Origin of the sequence: Pseudomonas sp. MYb118, assembly GCF_040947875.1 — a bacterium.
Taxonomy (GTDB): Bacteria; Pseudomonadota; Gammaproteobacteria; order Pseudomonadales; family Pseudomonadaceae; genus Aquipseudomonas.
This window is the reverse complement of record NZ_JBFRXN010000002.1, coordinates 3,313,388-3,330,242: the sequence shown is the minus strand read 5'-3', so window position 1 is coordinate 3,330,242 and position 16,855 is coordinate 3,313,388. Positions and strand designations below refer to the sequence as shown.

General features: G+C 62.6%; 8 protein-coding genes. 5 read left to right on the top strand and 3 right to left on the bottom strand.

Annotation, left to right across the window (positions count from 1 at the left end):
* Positions 1-160: 160 nt before the first annotated feature.
* Positions 161-8,020, bottom strand: a complete 7,860-nt coding sequence (locus tag ABVN20_RS21050; protein WP_368557614.1) for a retention module-containing protein — start codon at positions 8,018-8,020, stop codon at positions 161-163.
* A 591-nt stretch (positions 8,021-8,611) separates the two neighbouring features.
* Here ABVN20_RS21050 and ABVN20_RS21045 point away from each other — a divergent pair.
* Genes ABVN20_RS21045 through ABVN20_RS21035 form a run of 3 tightly spaced genes read left to right on the top strand, consistent with a single transcriptional unit; the run spans position 8,612 to position 13,513 of the window.
* Positions 8,612-9,970 (top strand): TolC family outer membrane protein, encoded by a 1,359-nt coding sequence (locus ABVN20_RS21045; protein WP_368557613.1) that lies wholly within the window; start codon positions 8,612-8,614, stop codon positions 9,968-9,970.
* An 18-nt stretch (positions 9,971-9,988) separates the two neighbouring features.
* Positions 9,989-12,148, top strand: a complete 2,160-nt coding sequence (locus ABVN20_RS21040; protein ID WP_368557612.1) for a type I secretion system permease/ATPase — start codon at positions 9,989-9,991, stop codon at positions 12,146-12,148.
* 9 nt (positions 12,149-12,157) lie between these two features.
* Positions 12,158-13,513, top strand: a complete 1,356-nt coding sequence (locus ABVN20_RS21035) for an HlyD family type I secretion periplasmic adaptor subunit (protein ID WP_368557611.1) — start codon at positions 12,158-12,160, stop codon at positions 13,511-13,513.
* A gap of 116 nt (positions 13,514-13,629) precedes the next feature.
* Here ABVN20_RS21035 and ABVN20_RS21030 read toward each other — a convergent pair whose 3' ends face one another.
* Together ABVN20_RS21030 and ABVN20_RS21025 are read right to left on the bottom strand one after the other, a co-directional pair.
* A complete protein-coding gene (locus ABVN20_RS21030) occupies positions 13,630-14,226 on the bottom strand; it encodes a tRNA-uridine aminocarboxypropyltransferase (RefSeq protein WP_368557610.1) in 597 nt (198 codons plus the stop codon).
* Between the two features lie 13 nt (positions 14,227-14,239).
* The gene (locus ABVN20_RS21025) at positions 14,240-15,136 is read right to left on the bottom strand and encodes a LysR family transcriptional regulator (protein ID WP_368557609.1); all 897 of its coding nucleotides are present in this window, start codon (positions 15,134-15,136) and stop codon (positions 14,240-14,242) included.
* Between the two features lie 314 nt (positions 15,137-15,450).
* Between ABVN20_RS21025 and speB the strand changes: the two genes are divergently transcribed.
* Positions 15,451-16,401 (top strand): agmatinase, encoded by a 951-nt coding sequence (gene speB / locus ABVN20_RS21020; RefSeq protein WP_368557608.1) that lies wholly within the window; start codon positions 15,451-15,453, stop codon positions 16,399-16,401.
* A gap of 9 nt (positions 16,402-16,410) precedes the next feature.
* Complete coding sequence (locus ABVN20_RS21015) at positions 16,411-16,833, top strand: nuclear transport factor 2 family protein (RefSeq protein ID WP_368557607.1); 423 nt, start codon at positions 16,411-16,413, stop codon at positions 16,831-16,833.
* Positions 16,834-16,855 lie beyond the last annotated feature (22 nt).

Here is a 16,855-nt window from a genome sequence, read left to right as displayed (position 1 = left end):
ACTCACCTCGCTGAATTGATTTAACGGCAGCCATAAAAGGCTGGCTACTGTCAGAAATCACAGGTTTTGCTACCGCCTGTCGGACACTTGCCGAACCGCGCCCATAAAAAAACCCGCCACCCCCTCGGCAGGGGTGGCGGGTTTTTCTTTCGGCTTCAGATCACACGGTGTCGACCTTCAACGAGTGGTCACTGAGCATGCCATTGATGATGGTGGCCGTGTCTGCGCCGTTGATCACGCCTCCCGCGCCCGGTGTCACGCCGTAATGGCTGGCCAGGTCGACACCGGCCAGGTCGATGGTCTGGTTCGCCTGGCCGCCGGCCAGGCTGCTGACATCAATGCTGGTGACCAGTGAGTCGCCGCTGCCGGTGACTTTGAAGTGCAGGTAATCATCGAGCGACGCCGCCGTGCCGTTCTCGCCCTGCAGCAACTGCGACAGGTCGAGTTTGTCGATGCCCGGATTGAAGTCGGTGACCACATCGTGGCCGCTGTTGCCTTGCAGCCACTGGAAGGTGTCTGCACCGGCGCCACCGGTCAGGGTGTTGTTGCCCATGCCGCCGATGAGCAGGTCATCGCCGCCACCGCCGTTGAGCACATCGTTGCCGAGGCCACCGACCAGCACGTTGTTGCCGTGATCGCCGAGGAGCGTGTCGTTGTAATCGGAACCGATGAGGTTTTCGATACCGGTCAGTTTGTCGATGCCGGCACCCACGGTGTTCTGCGGTGTCAGCAGGCTCAGGTCGACCTTGACCCCGGCGGTGGCATGGGCGTAGCTCGCGGTGTCGATACCGCTGCCACCGTCGAGCAGGTCGTTGCCCGCGCCGCTGTACAGCAGGTCGTTGCCGGCCTCGCCATGCAGCTCGTTGTTGCCGGCACCGGCGGTGAGCACATCGTTGCCGTCGCCGGCGTTGATCACGTTGTTGCCCGGGCCTGCCACCAGTACGTCATCGCCGGAGGTGCCGGTAAGGGTGTGACCTTCCTGATAAGTGATGGACACGTCGGCGTTGCTGCTGCCGCCGTGGCCGTCATTGGCGGTGTAGGTGCCGTGGTAGTCCGGGGTGGTGTCATGGGCACCGGAGTAATCGACCGTCATGGTCAGCTTGTAGGTTTCCGCGCCTTTGCCACTGTTGCCCGGCCCCCCGTCGTCGATATTGGTCACGCGGATCTGGTAGGTGCCGTCTGCCAGCGCATTGATCGTATGACCGTCAGCGATGGTCTGGAAGGTGCCGCCGTTGAGCGAATACTCCAGCGTGATTTTACCGAACGCCAGGTTGTGATCCAGGTTGAGGGTTTCGCCCTGTTTCAAGCTGACGGTGAGGCGGTCCTGGTCATTGCTGTTGTTATTGCTGACGGCACCCAGTGCGCCGCTGACCACCAGCATCGCCGTCATGGCGGTCGCGTTGGCGACGAAAGCGCTGCGGGCGAGGGTCAAGGTCTGGGCATTGTTGCCGGTGAAATTGACGTTCGGATTACTGCCGGTGAAGTCTGCCCCCTTCGCCACCCAACCGGTGTTGAACGTGGTCGGCGAGGCCGTCAGCGGGTTGCCGTTCGGGTCGCTGTCGTTGGCCAGCAACGTATCGGCCGGCAACGTGATGTTGCCCGACAGCACGTTGGTGATGACGTGATCGGCAACCGCCACCGGTGGCGCGTTCGGCACGACCTTGACCACCAGCGTGGAGTTGGCCAGGTCACCGTCGTTGTCACTGAGGGTGTAGCTGATGTTTTCAGTGATGACCGTCTTCGTGGCGGTTTGCGAGGAGTAGGTATATTCGCCGGTGTCGAGGTTGACCAGCAGGGTACCCTTGCCGTTGGTGGCAATGCTCAGGGTGTTGTTGACGGTGTTGAACGTACCGTGATTGGCGCCGCCGCTGAAATTCAGCGAGCCCTGATTGTTGTTGCCTTTGGGGTCGAAGGTGTAGGTGGTGCCATCGACCGTGATCGACTTGACGAAACCGCCGTCGGCGCCGAACGAACCGCCCTCGCCCAGCAGCGAACCGGTGACCGGCGCGCCGGTCACGGTACCGGACAGCACTGCGTTGAGCTGATTGAGGTCGGTCACCACGGTTGCATTGGTGTTGCTGCCTTGACCGACACCGGCGCTGCCGTCGTAAGCCAGCGGATCCAGGTTGGAATTGCTGACACCGCTGCCCAGGCCAATGGCATAGCTCTCGATGTGATTTTGTTCGAGGAACGACTTCCAGTTCGCTTCGTCGGTCTTGCCGATGTCGCCCTCGTTGGGTTTACCGTCGGAGAAGAAGTAACTGACGTTCTGCGCCCCGGTGAGTTTGCCGCTGGTGCCGAACGCATCTTTCGCCACCGCCACGGCGGCATCGTAGTTGGTGTTACCGCCTGCTGTCAGGCCGGCGATGATCGCCTTGGCGCCGGCTACATCGACCCAGATGGGTGTCTTGTCCGAGGCATCGCTGTTGAACGTGACAATCTGCACCTTCACGTCGCCCAGGTCATCGTATTTGTCGAGCAAAGCGTTGAGCGCCTGCTTGGCCAGATCCAGGCGTGACAGGCTGCCAACGCCGGAGGCGTCTTTCATGCTGCCGGACACGTCGATCACCAGCAGCAGGTTGGTGTCGACCTCCGCTGCCGCCACGGAACGCTCGGCGGGAACGGCCTTGGGCACGTCATCGACGATGTTGACCTTGATCGTGCTGATGCTGGTGTTGCCCAGGTGATCGGTGGCCTTGTAGGTGAAACTGTCGCTCAGGACGTTTGCGCCATTGTTCGCCGACGGGCTGGTGCTGGCTGGCGACGTCAGCGTGTAGGTGTAGGTGCCGTTCGGGTTGAGCAGGATCTGGCCATAACTGCCATGGTCGCTGCCGACCAGGGTGTAGGTGATCGTGCCCGAACCACCGGTGACGGAGCCGACCAGGGTGCCGGAAGCGGTTTCGCCGGTGTGGTTCGGCTCGCTGCCGGTGACCGTGCCAGCCGCCAGGTCCTGGCCGTCCTTGTTCAGGTCCAGCGCTTTTTCGTAGACGGTGATCTCGTTATCGACAGAGGCGGTGAGGCAACTGTTGATCACATCGACGGTGATGGTCGTGGTGCTCTCGTCACCATCGGCATCGCGAATGGTGTAGGTGAAGGTGTCGCTGGCGCCGGAGCCGTTCACCGCATTCGGGTTGCTGTGGTACTCGGCATTGCCCTGGGCGTCGAGGATCAGGTAGCCGTAGGTGCCGTTGATCTGCGTGCCGACGCCGGTGTGGGTCGGAGTCGAAGTGTCCGAACCGAAACGTACACCGACCACGCCACCACCGGCGGCATAGCCATCGGCGCCGCTGACGTCGTTGTCCAGCACGTTGCCGGAAATGATGCCACCCTCGCCCACCGAGGCCTTGTCCGCATGAGCCGTTGGCACATCATCGACGATGTTGACGGTGATGGTGCTGGTGACCGTGTTCCCCTGGGAATCGGTGACCTGATAGGTGAAGGTTTCGGTGACCGTATTGGCGCCGTCGTTCGCGTGTGGCGTAGTCCCCGCTGGCGAAGTCAGGGTGTAGGTGTAAGTGCCGTTGGGGTTGATCAGGATCTGGCCATAGGTGCCGGTTGCGCTGCCCACCAGTGCGTAGGTGTAGCCGGCGCCGCCGGTGACTGTGCCGACCAGCGTGCCGGTCGCGGTTTCGCCGGTATGACCGGGCTGGCTACCCTCGACCGTGCCGGGTGCCAGGTCCTGGCCATCTTTGGTCAGGTCCAAGGCATTTTCGTAGACGGTCACAGAGCCAGTACCGACCACGGTGAGGCAACTGTTGATCACATCGACGGTGATGGTGGTGGTGCTCTCGTCGCCATCGGCATCGCGAATGGTGTAGGTGAAGGTATCGCTCTCGCCGGAGCCGTTCACCGTGTTTGGATAACTGTGGTACTCGGCATTGCCCTGGGCATCGAGGATCAGGTAGCCGTAGGTGCCGTTGATTTGGGTACCGACGCCGGTGTGAGCTGGAGTCGAAGTGTCCGAGCCCGCACGTACGCCCACCACGCCACCACCGGCGGCATAGCCATCGGCGCCGCTGACGTCGTTGTCCAGCACATTGCCGGAAATGATCCCACCCTCGCCCACCGAAGCCTTGTCCGCATGAGCCGTTGGCACGTCATCGACGATGTTGACCGTGATGGTGCTGGTGACCGTGTTCCCCTGGGAGTCAGTGACCTGATAGGTGAAGGTTTCGGTGACCGTATTGGCGCCATCGTTCGCATGCGGAGTGGTACCCGCCGGCGAGGTCAGGGTGTAGGTGTAAGTGCCGTTGGGGTTGATCAGGATCTGGCCATAGGTACCGGTCGCGCTGCCCACCAGTGCGTAGGTGTAGCCGGCGCCACCGGTGACCGTGCCGACCAGCGTGCCGCTCGCCGTTTCGCCGGTATGACCGGGTTGGCTGCCTTCGACTGTGCCTGGTGCCAAATCCTGACCATCTTTGGTCAGATCGAGCGCATTTTCATAGACCGTCACCTCACTGCCTTTCACCACGGTGAGGCAGCTGTTGATCACATCGACGGTGATGGTCGTGGTGCTCTCGTCACCATCGGCATCGCGGATGGTGTAGGTGAACGTGTCGCTCTCGCCCGAGCCATTCACCGAATTCGGATAACTGTGATACTCGGCATTGCCCTGGGCGTCGAGGATCAGGTAGCCGTAGGTGCCGTTGATCTGCGTACCGACGCCAGTGTGGGCTGGGGTCGAAGTGTCCGAGCCCGCACGCACGCCGACCACACCACCACCGGCGGCGTAACCATCGGCACCGCTGACGTCGTTGTCCAGCACGTTGCCGGAGATGATGCCGCCCTCGCCTACCGAAGCCTTGTCCGCATGGGCGGTCGGCACGTCATCGACGATGTTGACGGTGATGGTGCTGGTGACCGTGTTCCCTTGGGAATCGGTGACCTGATAGGTGAAGGTTTCGGTGACCGTGTTGGCGCCATCGTTCGCCTGCGGCGAGGTGCCTGCCGGTGAAGTCAGGGTGTAGGTGTAAGTGCCGTTGGGGTTGATCAGGATCTGGCCATAGGTACCAGTCGCGCTGCCCACCAGTGCGTAGGTGTAGCCGGCGCCACCGGTAACCGTGCCGACCAGCGTGCCGCTCGCCGTTTCGCCGGTATGACCGGGTTGGCTGCCTTCGACTGTGCCTGGTGCCAAATCCTGACCATCTTTGGTCAGATCGAGCGCATTTTCATAGACCGTCACCTCACTGCCTTTCACCACGGTGAGGCAGCTGTTGATCACATCGACGGTGATGGTCGTGGTGCTCTCGTCACCATCGGCATCGCGGATGGTGTAGGTGAACGTGTCGCTCTCGCCGGAGCCATTCACCGCATTCGGATAGCTGTGGTACTCGGCGTTGCCCTGGGCATCGAGGATCAGGTAGCCGTAGGTGCCGTTGACCTGCGTGCCGACGCCAGTGTGAGCTGGGGTCGAAGTGTCCGAGCCCGCACGCACGCCGACCACGCCACCACCGGCGGCATAGCCATCAGCGCCGCTGACATCGTTGTCCAGCACGTTGCCGGAAATGATCCCACCCTCGCCCACCGAAGCCTTGTCCGCATGAGCCGTTGGCACATCATCGACGATGTTGACGGTGATGGTGCTGGTGACCGTGTTCCCCTGGGAATCGGTGACCTGATAGGTGAAGGTCTCAGTGAGGGTGTTGGCACCGTCGTTCGCCTGCGGCGAGGTGCCTGCCGGCGAAGTCAGGGTGTAGGTGTAAGTGCCGTTGGGGTTGATCAGGATCTGGCCATAGGTGCCGGTCGCGCTGCCCACCAGTGCGTAGGTGTAGCCGGCACCACCAGTGACCGTTCCAACGAGGGTGCCGGTCGCGGTTTCACCGGTATGTCCCGGCTGGCTGCCCTCGACCGTGCCCGGCGCCAGGTCCTGGCCATCCTTGGTCAAATCCAGCGCTTTTTCGTAGACCGTCACTTCGCTGCCGCTCACTACGGTGAGACAACTGTTGATCACATCCACGGTGATGGTGGTGGTGCTCTCGTCACCGTCGGCATCGCGGATGGTGTATGTGAAGGTATCGCTGGCACCCGGACCATTCACGGTATTCGGATAGCTGTGGTACTCGGCATTGCCCTGGGCATCGAGGATCAGGTAGCCATAGGTGCCGTTGATCTGGGTGCCGACGCCGGTGTGGGCCGGGCTCGAAGTGTCCGAACCGAAACGCACGCCGACCACGCCGCCGCCCGCCGCCAGGCCATCGGCGCCACTGACGTCGTTGTCCAGCACGTTGCCGGAAATGATCCCGCCCTCGCCCACCGAAGCCTTGTCCGCGTGGGCGGTGGGCACGTCATCGACGATGTTGACGTTGATCTGCCCGGTGGCGGTGCTGCCATCGGTATCCGTCGCCACCACGTCGAAGCTTGCGGAAATGCTGTTGGTGCCATCGGCGTTCGGGTGGCTGCTGTTGTCTTTCAGGGTGTAGCTGTAACTGACGACGCCGGTCGCCGGGTCATAACCGGTGATGACGAATTGCGCACCGCTGTTGGTCAGGATCGACTGCGGGAAGCCTGCGGGCACGCCACCGCTGATCACCGCGATGCCGCCTACGGTCAGGGTCTGCAAGCCGTCGGCCGCGTTGACGGTGAACGTGCCGGTCTGGGTCAGCGCCGCCGCATTCGGGTCGGTGCCGTCAGTCAGGTTTTTCTCGTAGACGGTGATCTCGCCACCTGTCACGTCGAGGCCACCGAGGCTGACGCCATGGTTCTGGACATTCAGCACCAGTTGGGCGGTGCTGCTGTCGCCATCGGCATCGGTGAGCAAGTAGGTGAACGTTTCGGTGCCGCTGCCGCCTTCGTGCAAGGCCTGGAAACCCGGTGCGCCGGGGTTCAGCGTGTAGGTGTAGGTACCGTTGGCATTGAGCACCAGGGTGCCGTAGGTCCCGGTGAACGTACCCGCGGTGATGGGCCCGCTGCTCGGTCCGGTCGGCACGCGGTCGGCGCCCTGCACGTCGTTGGTCAGGACGTTGCCTTCCAGCGCCGGGTGATTCGAGGTGGCGGTGCCGGCGTTGGTGTCATCCACCGCCCTGGGCACGTCATCGGTGATGTTGACATCCAGCGAGCCGGTGGCGGTATCGCCGTCGCTGTCGCTGGCGACCACGGTGAAGTGTTCGCTGAGGTTGTTCGTGCCGTCACCGGCCGAATGGGTTTCGTTGCCGTTGAGGGTGTAGCTGTAGCTCACCACGCCGGTGGCCGGGTTGTAGCCGGTCACGGTCAGGGTGTTGCCCAGCGGCGTGCTGATCGACTGCGGAAAACCGGCGATCACGCCGTTGCTGATCACGTTGATGCCACCGACGCTGAGATTGCTCAGCCCATCGGGTGCAAGCACCGAGAACGTGCCGTTCTGGGTCAGCGCCGCCGGGTTGTTGAGCGAACCGCTGCTCAGGTTCGCTTCGTTGAGGGTCAGCTCGCCGCCCTCCACCGAGAGTCCGCTGAGGGTGACAGGGTTGTCGGGGGTATCCGGCGTGTCGGGCACGATCGGGGTAATGGGCGCATCCGGTCCACCGTTGTCCGGATCACCGGCCAGGCGTACCAGCGGGAATTCGGGAACGCCGTTGAAGCCTGCCGTCGGGAAACCGATGGTCGGATCGACCCGTCCCGCCACTTCCTGCAGCATCACGAAGCTGTGGCCGCCACCCAGGGCACCGCCCCCAGGGTTGCCTGGCGTGCCAGGGCCTGCCGCGGTGGCTTCCGCAGTTTGCGTCGGGTCATCACCCGCGGCGATGGCTTTTTGCAGTTGCTCAACGTCGGTCAGTTGCGCCTGGGTGGGCGTGGCCGCGTCAGCCGTGTCCACGTGCGGGACCTTGTCGGCCAGCAACTGGGCATTCATCTGCAGGCTGCTGCCCCGCCCCAGTGTCAGCTCCTGGCCATTCTGCAAGTGCACGGCCACGGCGCCATCGGCTCCGGTCACCAGTTGATCGCCGGCAAACAGTCGATCCCCCTCGATCAGCGCGCGGCGAGTGCCGTCGCCGGACTCGGCGAATACCTGACCAATGACCTTACTGACGATCCCGATGAGCGTAGCCATGTGCATTTCCTCCGCCGCCAACAGCTGTTGGCATCCTGTCGTTCGCGAAAAAATGCGGATGGCGTGAGCGGGGCCCGGCGGCTCGTCTGCCGGGCAGCGGCTTGCTCTTTCAAGCCACTGCCCTGGCGACGTTCTCGCCCGGCGTTTCGCTCGTGGCCTGGGGGTTCGCATCAGCATAAAACCCAATGTAATCAATCACATTGGGTTGCTATTGCGAATCCGTCCCTCCTGCGAGCATTGCGTAACGATTTTGAAGCAGTGAGTGACAAAAAACCGTCGCTCAAAAATCGCTCCGCATCCCTCCCCTCCAGCACTTCTTCGCCCTATGTCGAAAAGTCGATGGAACTTTCCCTGAACCCTAGATAAGCTCCCTAACGCTCATAAATCAAGGGTTTTCGCTGTGAACAATGTGCTGGATTTTTTCCAGTGCATAAGTTTTTTTTGGAATAGAAATTATGAAAAAAACTTCTAAGCTTCTCCCAAGAATGTTCTTAGCTCTGATGTTACAAGTATGAAACGCTTTTACCCATAAATGTCGTCAATTATTTGGCGACTGAGAAAGCACTATTAGGATTTCAGGGAGATGTACCCATGCGCCAGTTGACCCCTCTTTGCAGTTCGATTGTCTTGGCCATGGCCTGCATCTCTCAGGCTCACGCCATCACCATGACCGAGGCGATCCAGAGCACCATCGCCACTCACCCGGAACTGGCGTCGCGGGTCGACAGCCGCCTGTCGGCGGATGAAGACGTGAAAGTCGCCAAAGGCGGTTTTTACCCTTCGGTGGACCTGAATGCCGCGTACGGGCGCGGGTACAGCGACAACACCAACACCCGGGCCTTCGGCGATCACAACACTCGAATTCTCAACTACACCCAGTCGGAGCTGCGCCTGCGGCAGATGCTGTTCGACGGTTTCAACACCTCCAACGAGGTCGAGCGCACCAAGGGCGTGGTCAACTCCCGGGCCTACTACGCGCAGGGCACCGCCCAGGACCTGGCCCTGCGCACCATCGAGGTCTACCTCGAAGTGCTCAAGCGTCGCGAGCTGGTGACGCTGGCCAAGAACAACCTTCAAGCGCACTTGCGGGTCAACGACCAGATCGGCCTGCGCACCCAGCGCGGTATTGGCAGCAACGCCGACGCCGATCAGTCCGTGGCCCGTCGCGCACTGGCCGAGAACAACCTCGACACCGCCGAAGTCGATCTGGCCGATGCCGAAGCGAATTTCTTCGCTGTGGTTGGGCGCATGCCCGATGAACTGGAAACGGCACCCTCGATCCGCGGCGAAATGCCTGCCTCGATCCAGGACGCGCAGCAGAGCATGGTCGACAACAACCCGTACCTGAAATCGGCCCAGGCCGACGTGCAATCTGCCGAGAGCCAGTACGAAGTCGCCAAATCGCCGTTCTACCCGCGCTTCGACGCCGAGGCAGCTGTGGGCGCAAACAACAACATCGCCGGTGAAGAAGGCCACGATAACGAATGGCGGGTCGGCATCGTGATGAACTACAACCTGTTCCGCGGCGGCAGCGACAAGGCGCGACTGGCCTCCGATGCGCACAAAATCAATCAGGCGCTGGACATCCGCAACAACGCCCTGCGCCAGCTCAACGAGAACATTCGCCTGGCTTGGAACGCCATGCTCAATGCGCGCAAGCAAACCCCGACTGCTCGTGAATACGCGGAAACCACCACTCGCGTACGCGCCGCCTATCAGGATCAGTTCGGCCTTGGCCAACGGACCTTGCTGGACGTGCTCGACAGCGAAAACGAACTCTACAATGCCAACCGCCGCTATACCGAGGTACGCTACACCGAGGAGTTCTCGATGTATCGCGTCCTGGCAAACATGGGCGAGTTGTTGAGCAAGCAGCGCGTGGTGCTGCCCGCCGATGCGGTCGCCCGAACCGAAGTGAAAAGCGAAGCCCGTCTGCCTGAGTTGAGATAACGCAATGGAGCGATCCCTGTGACCAGCATGGAACCGGGCAATGCCGGTGTCGATCCGCGTCTGAACTTCGATGACCCTCTTCTGGACGGTCTGCTGATTCTCTGCAAACTCCATGGCGCGACGGTCAGCCGCGCCAGCCTCAGTGCCGGGCTGCCAATGGCACACCAACGCATGAGCCCGGACCTGCTGCCCCGCGCGGCGGCCCGGGCCAGTTTGCAGGCGCGCCTGCTGCGTCGCGACCTGGAAGACATCTCCCCGCTCAACCTGCCGGTGTTGCTGATCCTCAACAACGGTCGCACCGCTGTCCTGCGCCGCTACGGCGAGGATGGCCGTATGCTGATCCTGCCGAGCGAAGCCGATGGCGGCGAGCAGTGGGTCAGCCGCGAGGAGCTCACGGAAAACTACAGCGGCCAGGCCTTGTTCGCCCGTCCACGCCATGAACTGGAGGACTTGCGCTCGCCGCTGGTGCCGCGGGTCGAGGCGTGGTTTCGCGACACCCTGAAACTGTCGAAGTGGCTGTATGGCGATGCCATCCTCGCCAGTTTCCTGATCAACCTGCTGGGGCTGATGGTGCCCCTGTTCGTGATGCAGACCTACGACCGGGTGGTGCCGAACCAGGCCACATCCACGCTGTGGGTGCTGTCCATCGGCCTGCTGATCGGCACCGGTTTCGAGCTGGCGCTGCGGGTAGTCCGCGCGCACTTGCTGGACACCGCCGGCAAGAAAACCGACGTCATCCTCTCGGCCACGCTGTTCGAGCGCATCACCGGCATGTCGATGAAGGCGCGTCCGGCGACCATCGGCGGCTTTGCCCAGAGCATCCATGACTTCCAGGGCCTGCGCGAATTTCTCACCGCCGTGACCCTGACCAGCCTGATCGACCTGCCTTTTGTCGTGCTGATGCTGGCGGTGATCGGTCTGCTCGGCGGCTGGCTGGTGGTGATTCCGCTGTTCGCCTTTCCGATCACCATTGTGTTTGCCATGGTAATCCAGGCGCGCCTGCGCGACACCGTGCAAAAAAGCCTGACCCTGGGCGCCGAACGCCAGGCGCTGCTGATCGAAACCCTCGGTGGCCTGGAAACCCTCAAGGCTTGCAGCGCCGAAAGCGAGCGCCAGCACAAATGGGAAAGCACCCACGGCGCCCTCACCCGCCTCGACAGCCACGCGCGCAACCTCTCGGCGCTGGCCACCAACGGCACGTTGTTCATCCAGCAGTTCTCCGGCATGGCGACCATCGTCGCCGGCGTGTACAGCATCATCGCCGGCAACATGAGCGTGGGCGCGCTGGTGGCGTCGTACATGCTCGGCAGCCGCGTGCTTGCGCCGCTTGGGCAGATCGCCGGGTTGATCACCCGCTATCAGCAAGCACAACTGACCATGAAAAGCACCGACGCGCTGATGGGCCTGCCCCAGGAGCGCGACGCCCGGCAGCGCCCGCTGGAGCGTACGCAACTGCAGGGTGCGCTGGACGTCAGTGGCGTGACCTTTCACTACAACGGCCAGAATGCGCCGGCGCTCAACAACATCAGTTTCAGCTTAAAGCCCGGTGAGCGGGTGGGCATCATCGGTCGCAGCGGTTCGGGCAAAAGTACCCTGGGCCGGTTGCTCATGGGCTTCTTCGAACCCAATGAAGGCCAGCTGTTGCTCGACGGCCTGGACCTGCGGCAACTGGACGTCGCCGACCTGCGCCAGCAGATCGGTTACGTCGCCCACGACCTGCCGTTGCTGGCGGGCAGCCTGCGCGACAACCTGACCCTCGGCGCGCGCTACATCAGCGACTCGCGCATGCTGGAAGTGGCCGAGCTGACCGGCGTCACCGACCTCGCACGCCAGCATCCACATGGCTTCGACCGGCCGGTGGGCGAGCGCGGGCAGTTGCTGTCCGGCGGCCAGCGCCAGGCGGTGCTGCTGGCCCGGGCATTGCTGCTCGACCCGCCAATCATGCTGCTTGATGAACCCACCAGCGCGATGGACAACAGCAGCGAAGACGCCCTGCGGCAAAAACTCCACGGCCTGGTCCAGGGCAAGACCCTGCTGCTGGTGACGCATCGCACCTCGATGCTCAGCCTGGTGGATCGGCTGGTGGTGCTGGACAACGGGAGGATCGTCGCCGACGGTCCGAAAGAAGCGGTCATCGACGCATTGCGCAAGGGCCGTATCGGCTCTGCGGCCGTCTAGGAGGCCGCCATGGCATCTTCACAAAGTTCACGGGGTTACTTCGACAGCTTCAGCAAAAGCGCCGAAAGCGAGTACATGCCGGAAACCGCCGGCGCCTCGCTGCAGGATTCGCCGCGCTGGTCGCGCATCACCGTTTGGCTGGCGGCGGCGCTGATCATCAGCGCGGTGGTCTGGGCCAAGTTCGCGGTCCTCGACGAAGTCACCATGGGTGAAGGCAAGGCAATTCCGTCGAGCAAGGTCCAGGTGATCCAGAACCTCGAAGGCGGCATCGTCACCGAGATCTTCGTGCGCGAAGGGCAAATGGTGAACAAGGGCGACACTTTGCTGCGCCTGGATGACACGCGCTTCCTGTCGAACAAGGGCGAAAGCGAGGCCGACCGTTATGCGCTGACCGCCCAGGTCGAACGCCTGTCCGCCGAAGCCGAAGGGCGGCCGTTCAAGGTCTCGCAGGAAGTGATCGACAAGGCGCCGCAAGTCGCCGAGGACGAGCGCTCGCTGTACGAGCAACGCCAGCGCCGGCTGGCCAGCGAACAACGTACCCTGACCGAACAACTGCGGCAGAAGACTCAGGAACTGGCGGAGTTTCGCTCCAAACAGGGCCAATACAGCTCCAGCCTGGCCCTGCTGCAACAGGAAATGAACATGTCCACGCCGCTGGTCGGTACGGGCGCGGTGTCACCGGTGGAAATCCTGCGGCTCAAACGCAGCGCCGTGGAAATTCGCGGCTCGCTGGACGCCACTACCCTGGCGATCCCGAGGGCGGAAGCGGCGATCAACGAGATCAAGAGCAAGATCGACGAGTCGGTGCAGACCTTCCGCTCGGAAGCAGCGAAGGATCTCAACGAGAAACGCACTGACCTGTCGAAAATAACGGCATCGAGCATCGCCATTGATGACCGCGTGAGCCGCACCACGGTGGTGTCGCCGGTGCACGGGATCATCAAGGTGCTCAAGGTCAACACCATCGGCGGCGTCGTTCAGCCGGGCAGCGACATGGTGGAAATCGTCCCCATCGAAGACAACCTGCTGATCGAAGCCAAGGTGCGCCCACAGGACGTGGCGTTCCTGCATCCGGGCCAGAAGGCCATGGTCAAGTTCACCGCGTATGACTACACGATCTACGGCGGCTTGAGCGCCAAACTGGAGTTGATCGGCGCCGACACCATCACCGATGACAAGGGCAACAGCTTCTACCTGATCCAGGTGCGCACCGACAAGAACCACCTGGGCGGCGATGTGAAACCGCTGCTGATCATCCCGGGGATGGTGGCGACGGTGGATATCATCACGGGTGAGAAGAGTGTGCTGGATTACCTGCTCAAACCGGTGCTGAAGGCCAGGACCGAGGCGATGCGGGAGCGGTGATTTGTGTTGTCAGTACTGGCCTCTTCGCGGGCAAGCCCGCTCCCACAGGGGGCTTGCGGCGCACACAAAACCTGTGGGAGCGGGCTTGCTCGCGATGGGGCCAGACGGGACAACAACTATTTCGCCTCATGGTTACGCTGAAAAACCTCCTCCCCCATCGCCGCAATCTGCCCCTCGATCAACGCCTCGAACGGTCTGAGCAACGGCGCAAAATCCCCCGGCGCCTCCAGCACCTGCAACGCCTGCACAATCGCCTCCACCGTCGATAACGCCCCCGGCCCCGGCGCCTTGCGCAGCCGGTAGCGCGACACCGCGCCGGCGGCCAGCGTCACCCTGGGCAGCGCCGCCAGCAACGGATTGAGGTGCAGCATCTTGCGCGCCTTGCGCCAGGTGCCGTCCGGCACCACCAGCAACCACGGTTCATCACCCGTCTGGTAAGCCTGCATCGGTTGTGCATCGTCGCCGGGAAACAGCAAACGCGCCTGATACCCCGGCACGTTCAACAACCGCGGCAGATCCTCGAACACCTCGCCGACGACCAACTCGGCGTTGTTCAACCCCAGCGCCGCCAGGCGTGCGGTGTTCAGCGCGTGGTTCACTTCGCTGGGGTGTTGCAGCAGCAGGACCCGGGTGCGGCTGTCCAGGCTCGGGATCAACGCACACAGGCAATGGGTTTGCGGGCGCAGGCAGCGCGGGCACTGGATTCTCGACATCGTGGATTTGCCCTCACGCGGCCTGGTTGAGTTGCGCCTTGAGCAGGTCGCGGAACGTCTGGATCAAAGGCTCGCGGCTGCGGCCCCGGCGAATGATCATGGAGAACGGCGCCTGGTAGCCGAAGGTCGCCGGCAGCAGCACGCGCAAATCGCCCTTGTCCGCCCAGGCCTGGGCGTAGTGCTCCGGCAGGTAACCGATGTAGGCGCCGGACAGCACCAGAATCAGCTGCGCTTCCATGCTTTCCACGGTCGCGGCACTGTGCTTGAAACCATGGCGCGCCAGCTCCGCTCCACTCCAGTAACCCCGCCCGACCATGCGTTGCTGGGTGATGAGCTGCTCGGGGATACGCCGCTCGGAGAACAGCGGATGGCGACTGCTGCAATACAACCAGTGCTGTTCGCGGTACAACGGCATGTAGACCAGTCCGCTCATGCGCGTGGAAAACGCGCCGATAGCCAGGTCCAGGCGGTTGTCCTGCACACCCAGTTGCAGTTCGTACGGGCTCATGACCGACAGGTGCAGGTGCACGGCCGGGTGCTCCTGGCTGTAGGCGCCGATGGCCTCGGCGAAGGGCAAGGCCTTGTCACTGACAGTGGAGTCGATCACCCCCAGGTTCAGCGTCCCGCGCAGCTCGCCCTTGAGCGCCGCCGCGTACTGCTCGAACCCTTCGAGTTCACCCAGCAGGCGCAGGGTTTCCTGATGGAACAGCTCACCCTTGCTGGTCAGGCTGAACCCGCCACGGCCACGATGGCACAGCACCAGGCCAAGGGCGGCTTCGAGCTGGCTCATGTAGGTACTGATCGCCGACGTCGACAGGTTGAGTTCCTGCTGGGCGTTGGCGAACCCCTGGTGCCGGACCACGCTGACGAAGATGCGCAACAGTTTCAGGTCGGGTAAAGCGTTGGCCATGAAAGGGCTCCTGTTGTGCAGACACCGCCCATTGTGGGAGCGAGCCTGCTCGCGATGGCGGTGTTTCAGGCTCCAGTGATACTGATAGGAGAACCGCTATCGCGAGCAGGCTCGCTCCCACAGAGAAGCGCAGATTGCGTTGGTGGGAAGTCTATCGCCCTCCCCGTCATTAGTTTAGAAAAATCTGAACTAAGTATTTGCCCGTAGCGATTCTTCCGCCCCACTACATTTCGCAGAATCCGCCCACAACGGTGCCCGAGCCTCGCAGGCCGAGCCACCGGCATAAATAAAACAACGACGATGAGGCCTCACCCGTGGACAAGATTCTCCACCAACCACTGGGCGGCAACGAAATGCCGCGCTTCGGCGGCATCGCCACCATGCTCCGACTTCCCCACGTACCCACCGCTGCCGGCCTGGACGCTGCCTTCGTAGGCGTGCCGCTGGACATCGGTACTTCGCTGCGCCCCGGCACCCGCTTCGGACCGCGCGACATCCGCACCGAATCGGTGATGATCCGTCCGTACAACATGGCCACCGGCGCCGCGCCGTTCGACTCGCTGTCGGTTGCCGACATCGGCGACGTGGCGATCAACACTTTCAACCTGCTGGATGCCGTACGCATCATCGAGGAAGCCTACGACAACATCCTCGAACATGACGTGATCCCGATGACCCTGGGCGGTGACCACACCATCACCCTGCCGATCCTGCGGGCCATCCACAAGAAGCATGGCAAGGTCGGCCTGGTGCACATCGACGCCCACGCCGATGTCAACGATCACATGTTCGGCGAGAAGATCGCCCACGGCACCACCTTCCGTCGCGCCGTCGAGGAGGGCCTGATCGACCCGGACCGCGTCGTGCAAATCGGCCTGCGCGCCCAGGGCTACACCGCTGACGACTTCAACTGGAGCCGCAACCAGGGCTTCCGTGTGGTCCAGGCCGAAGAGTGCTGGCACAAATCCCTGGCACCGCTGATGGCTGAAGTGCGCGAAAAAGTCGGCGGCGGTCCGGTGTACCTCAGTTTCGACATCGACGGCATCGACCCGGCCTGGGCCCCTGGCACCGGCACCCCGGAAATCGGTGGTCTGACGACCATTCAGGCAATTGAAATCGTCCGTGGCTGCCAGGGCCTCGACCTGATTGGCTGCGATCTGGTAGAAGTCTCGCCCGCTTACGACACCACCGGCAACACCTCGCTGCTGGCCGCCAACCTGCTGTACGAAATGCTCTGCGTACTGCCTGGCGTGGTCCACCGCTGAGGACTTGCCATGACTGCACGTGATCAGGTTCTGCAAGCGGCCGCCGAACTGGTAGCCGCCTTTGCCCGTAACGATCGCGAGGCTTACTTCGGCGCCTTCAGCGCCGATGCCAGCTTCGTGTTCTACACCCTCGAACAGCCCCTGCTGTCGCGCGATGCCTACCAGGCGTTGTGGGACAGCTGGCGCGCCGAGGATGGCTTCGAGGTGGTGTCGTGCACCTCAAGCAACGCTGTCGTCAGCCTGCAGGGTGACGTGGCGATTTTCATCCATGACGTGGCCACCGAGCTGCGCATGCAAGGGGAGCAACACTTCAGCCAGGAGCGCGAGACGATTGTTTTCAGAAAACAAGCGTCTGGCCAAGAACAACAAGGCCTGTGGCTGGCCTGTCACGAACATTTGTCCGCAATGCCGGAAGGGCTGCCAACACCTTAGCCAAACGGTGACGCTCACAGTG

What these genes read in the sequence shown, in the direction of transcription:
- ABVN20_RS21015 (WP_368557607.1), top strand. Translation starts at nt 16,411, where the DNA reads ATGACTGCACGTGATCAGGTTCTGCAAGCGGCCGCCGAACTGGTAGCC.
- ABVN20_RS21035 (WP_368557611.1), top strand. Translation starts at nt 12,158, where the DNA reads ATGGCATCTTCACAAAGTTCACGGGGTTACTTCGACAGCTTCAGCAAA.
- ABVN20_RS21050 (WP_368557614.1), bottom strand. Translation starts at nt 8,020, where the DNA reads ATGGCTACGCTCATCGGGATCGTCAGTAAGGTCATTGGTCAGGTATTC.
- ABVN20_RS21030 (WP_368557610.1), bottom strand. Translation starts at nt 14,226, where the DNA reads ATGTCGAGAATCCAGTGCCCGCGCTGCCTGCGCCCGCAAACCCATTGC.
- ABVN20_RS21025 (WP_368557609.1), bottom strand. Translation starts at nt 15,136, where the DNA reads ATGGCCAACGCTTTACCCGACCTGAAACTGTTGCGCATCTTCGTCAGC.
- ABVN20_RS21045 (WP_368557613.1), top strand. Translation starts at nt 8,612, where the DNA reads ATGCGCCAGTTGACCCCTCTTTGCAGTTCGATTGTCTTGGCCATGGCC.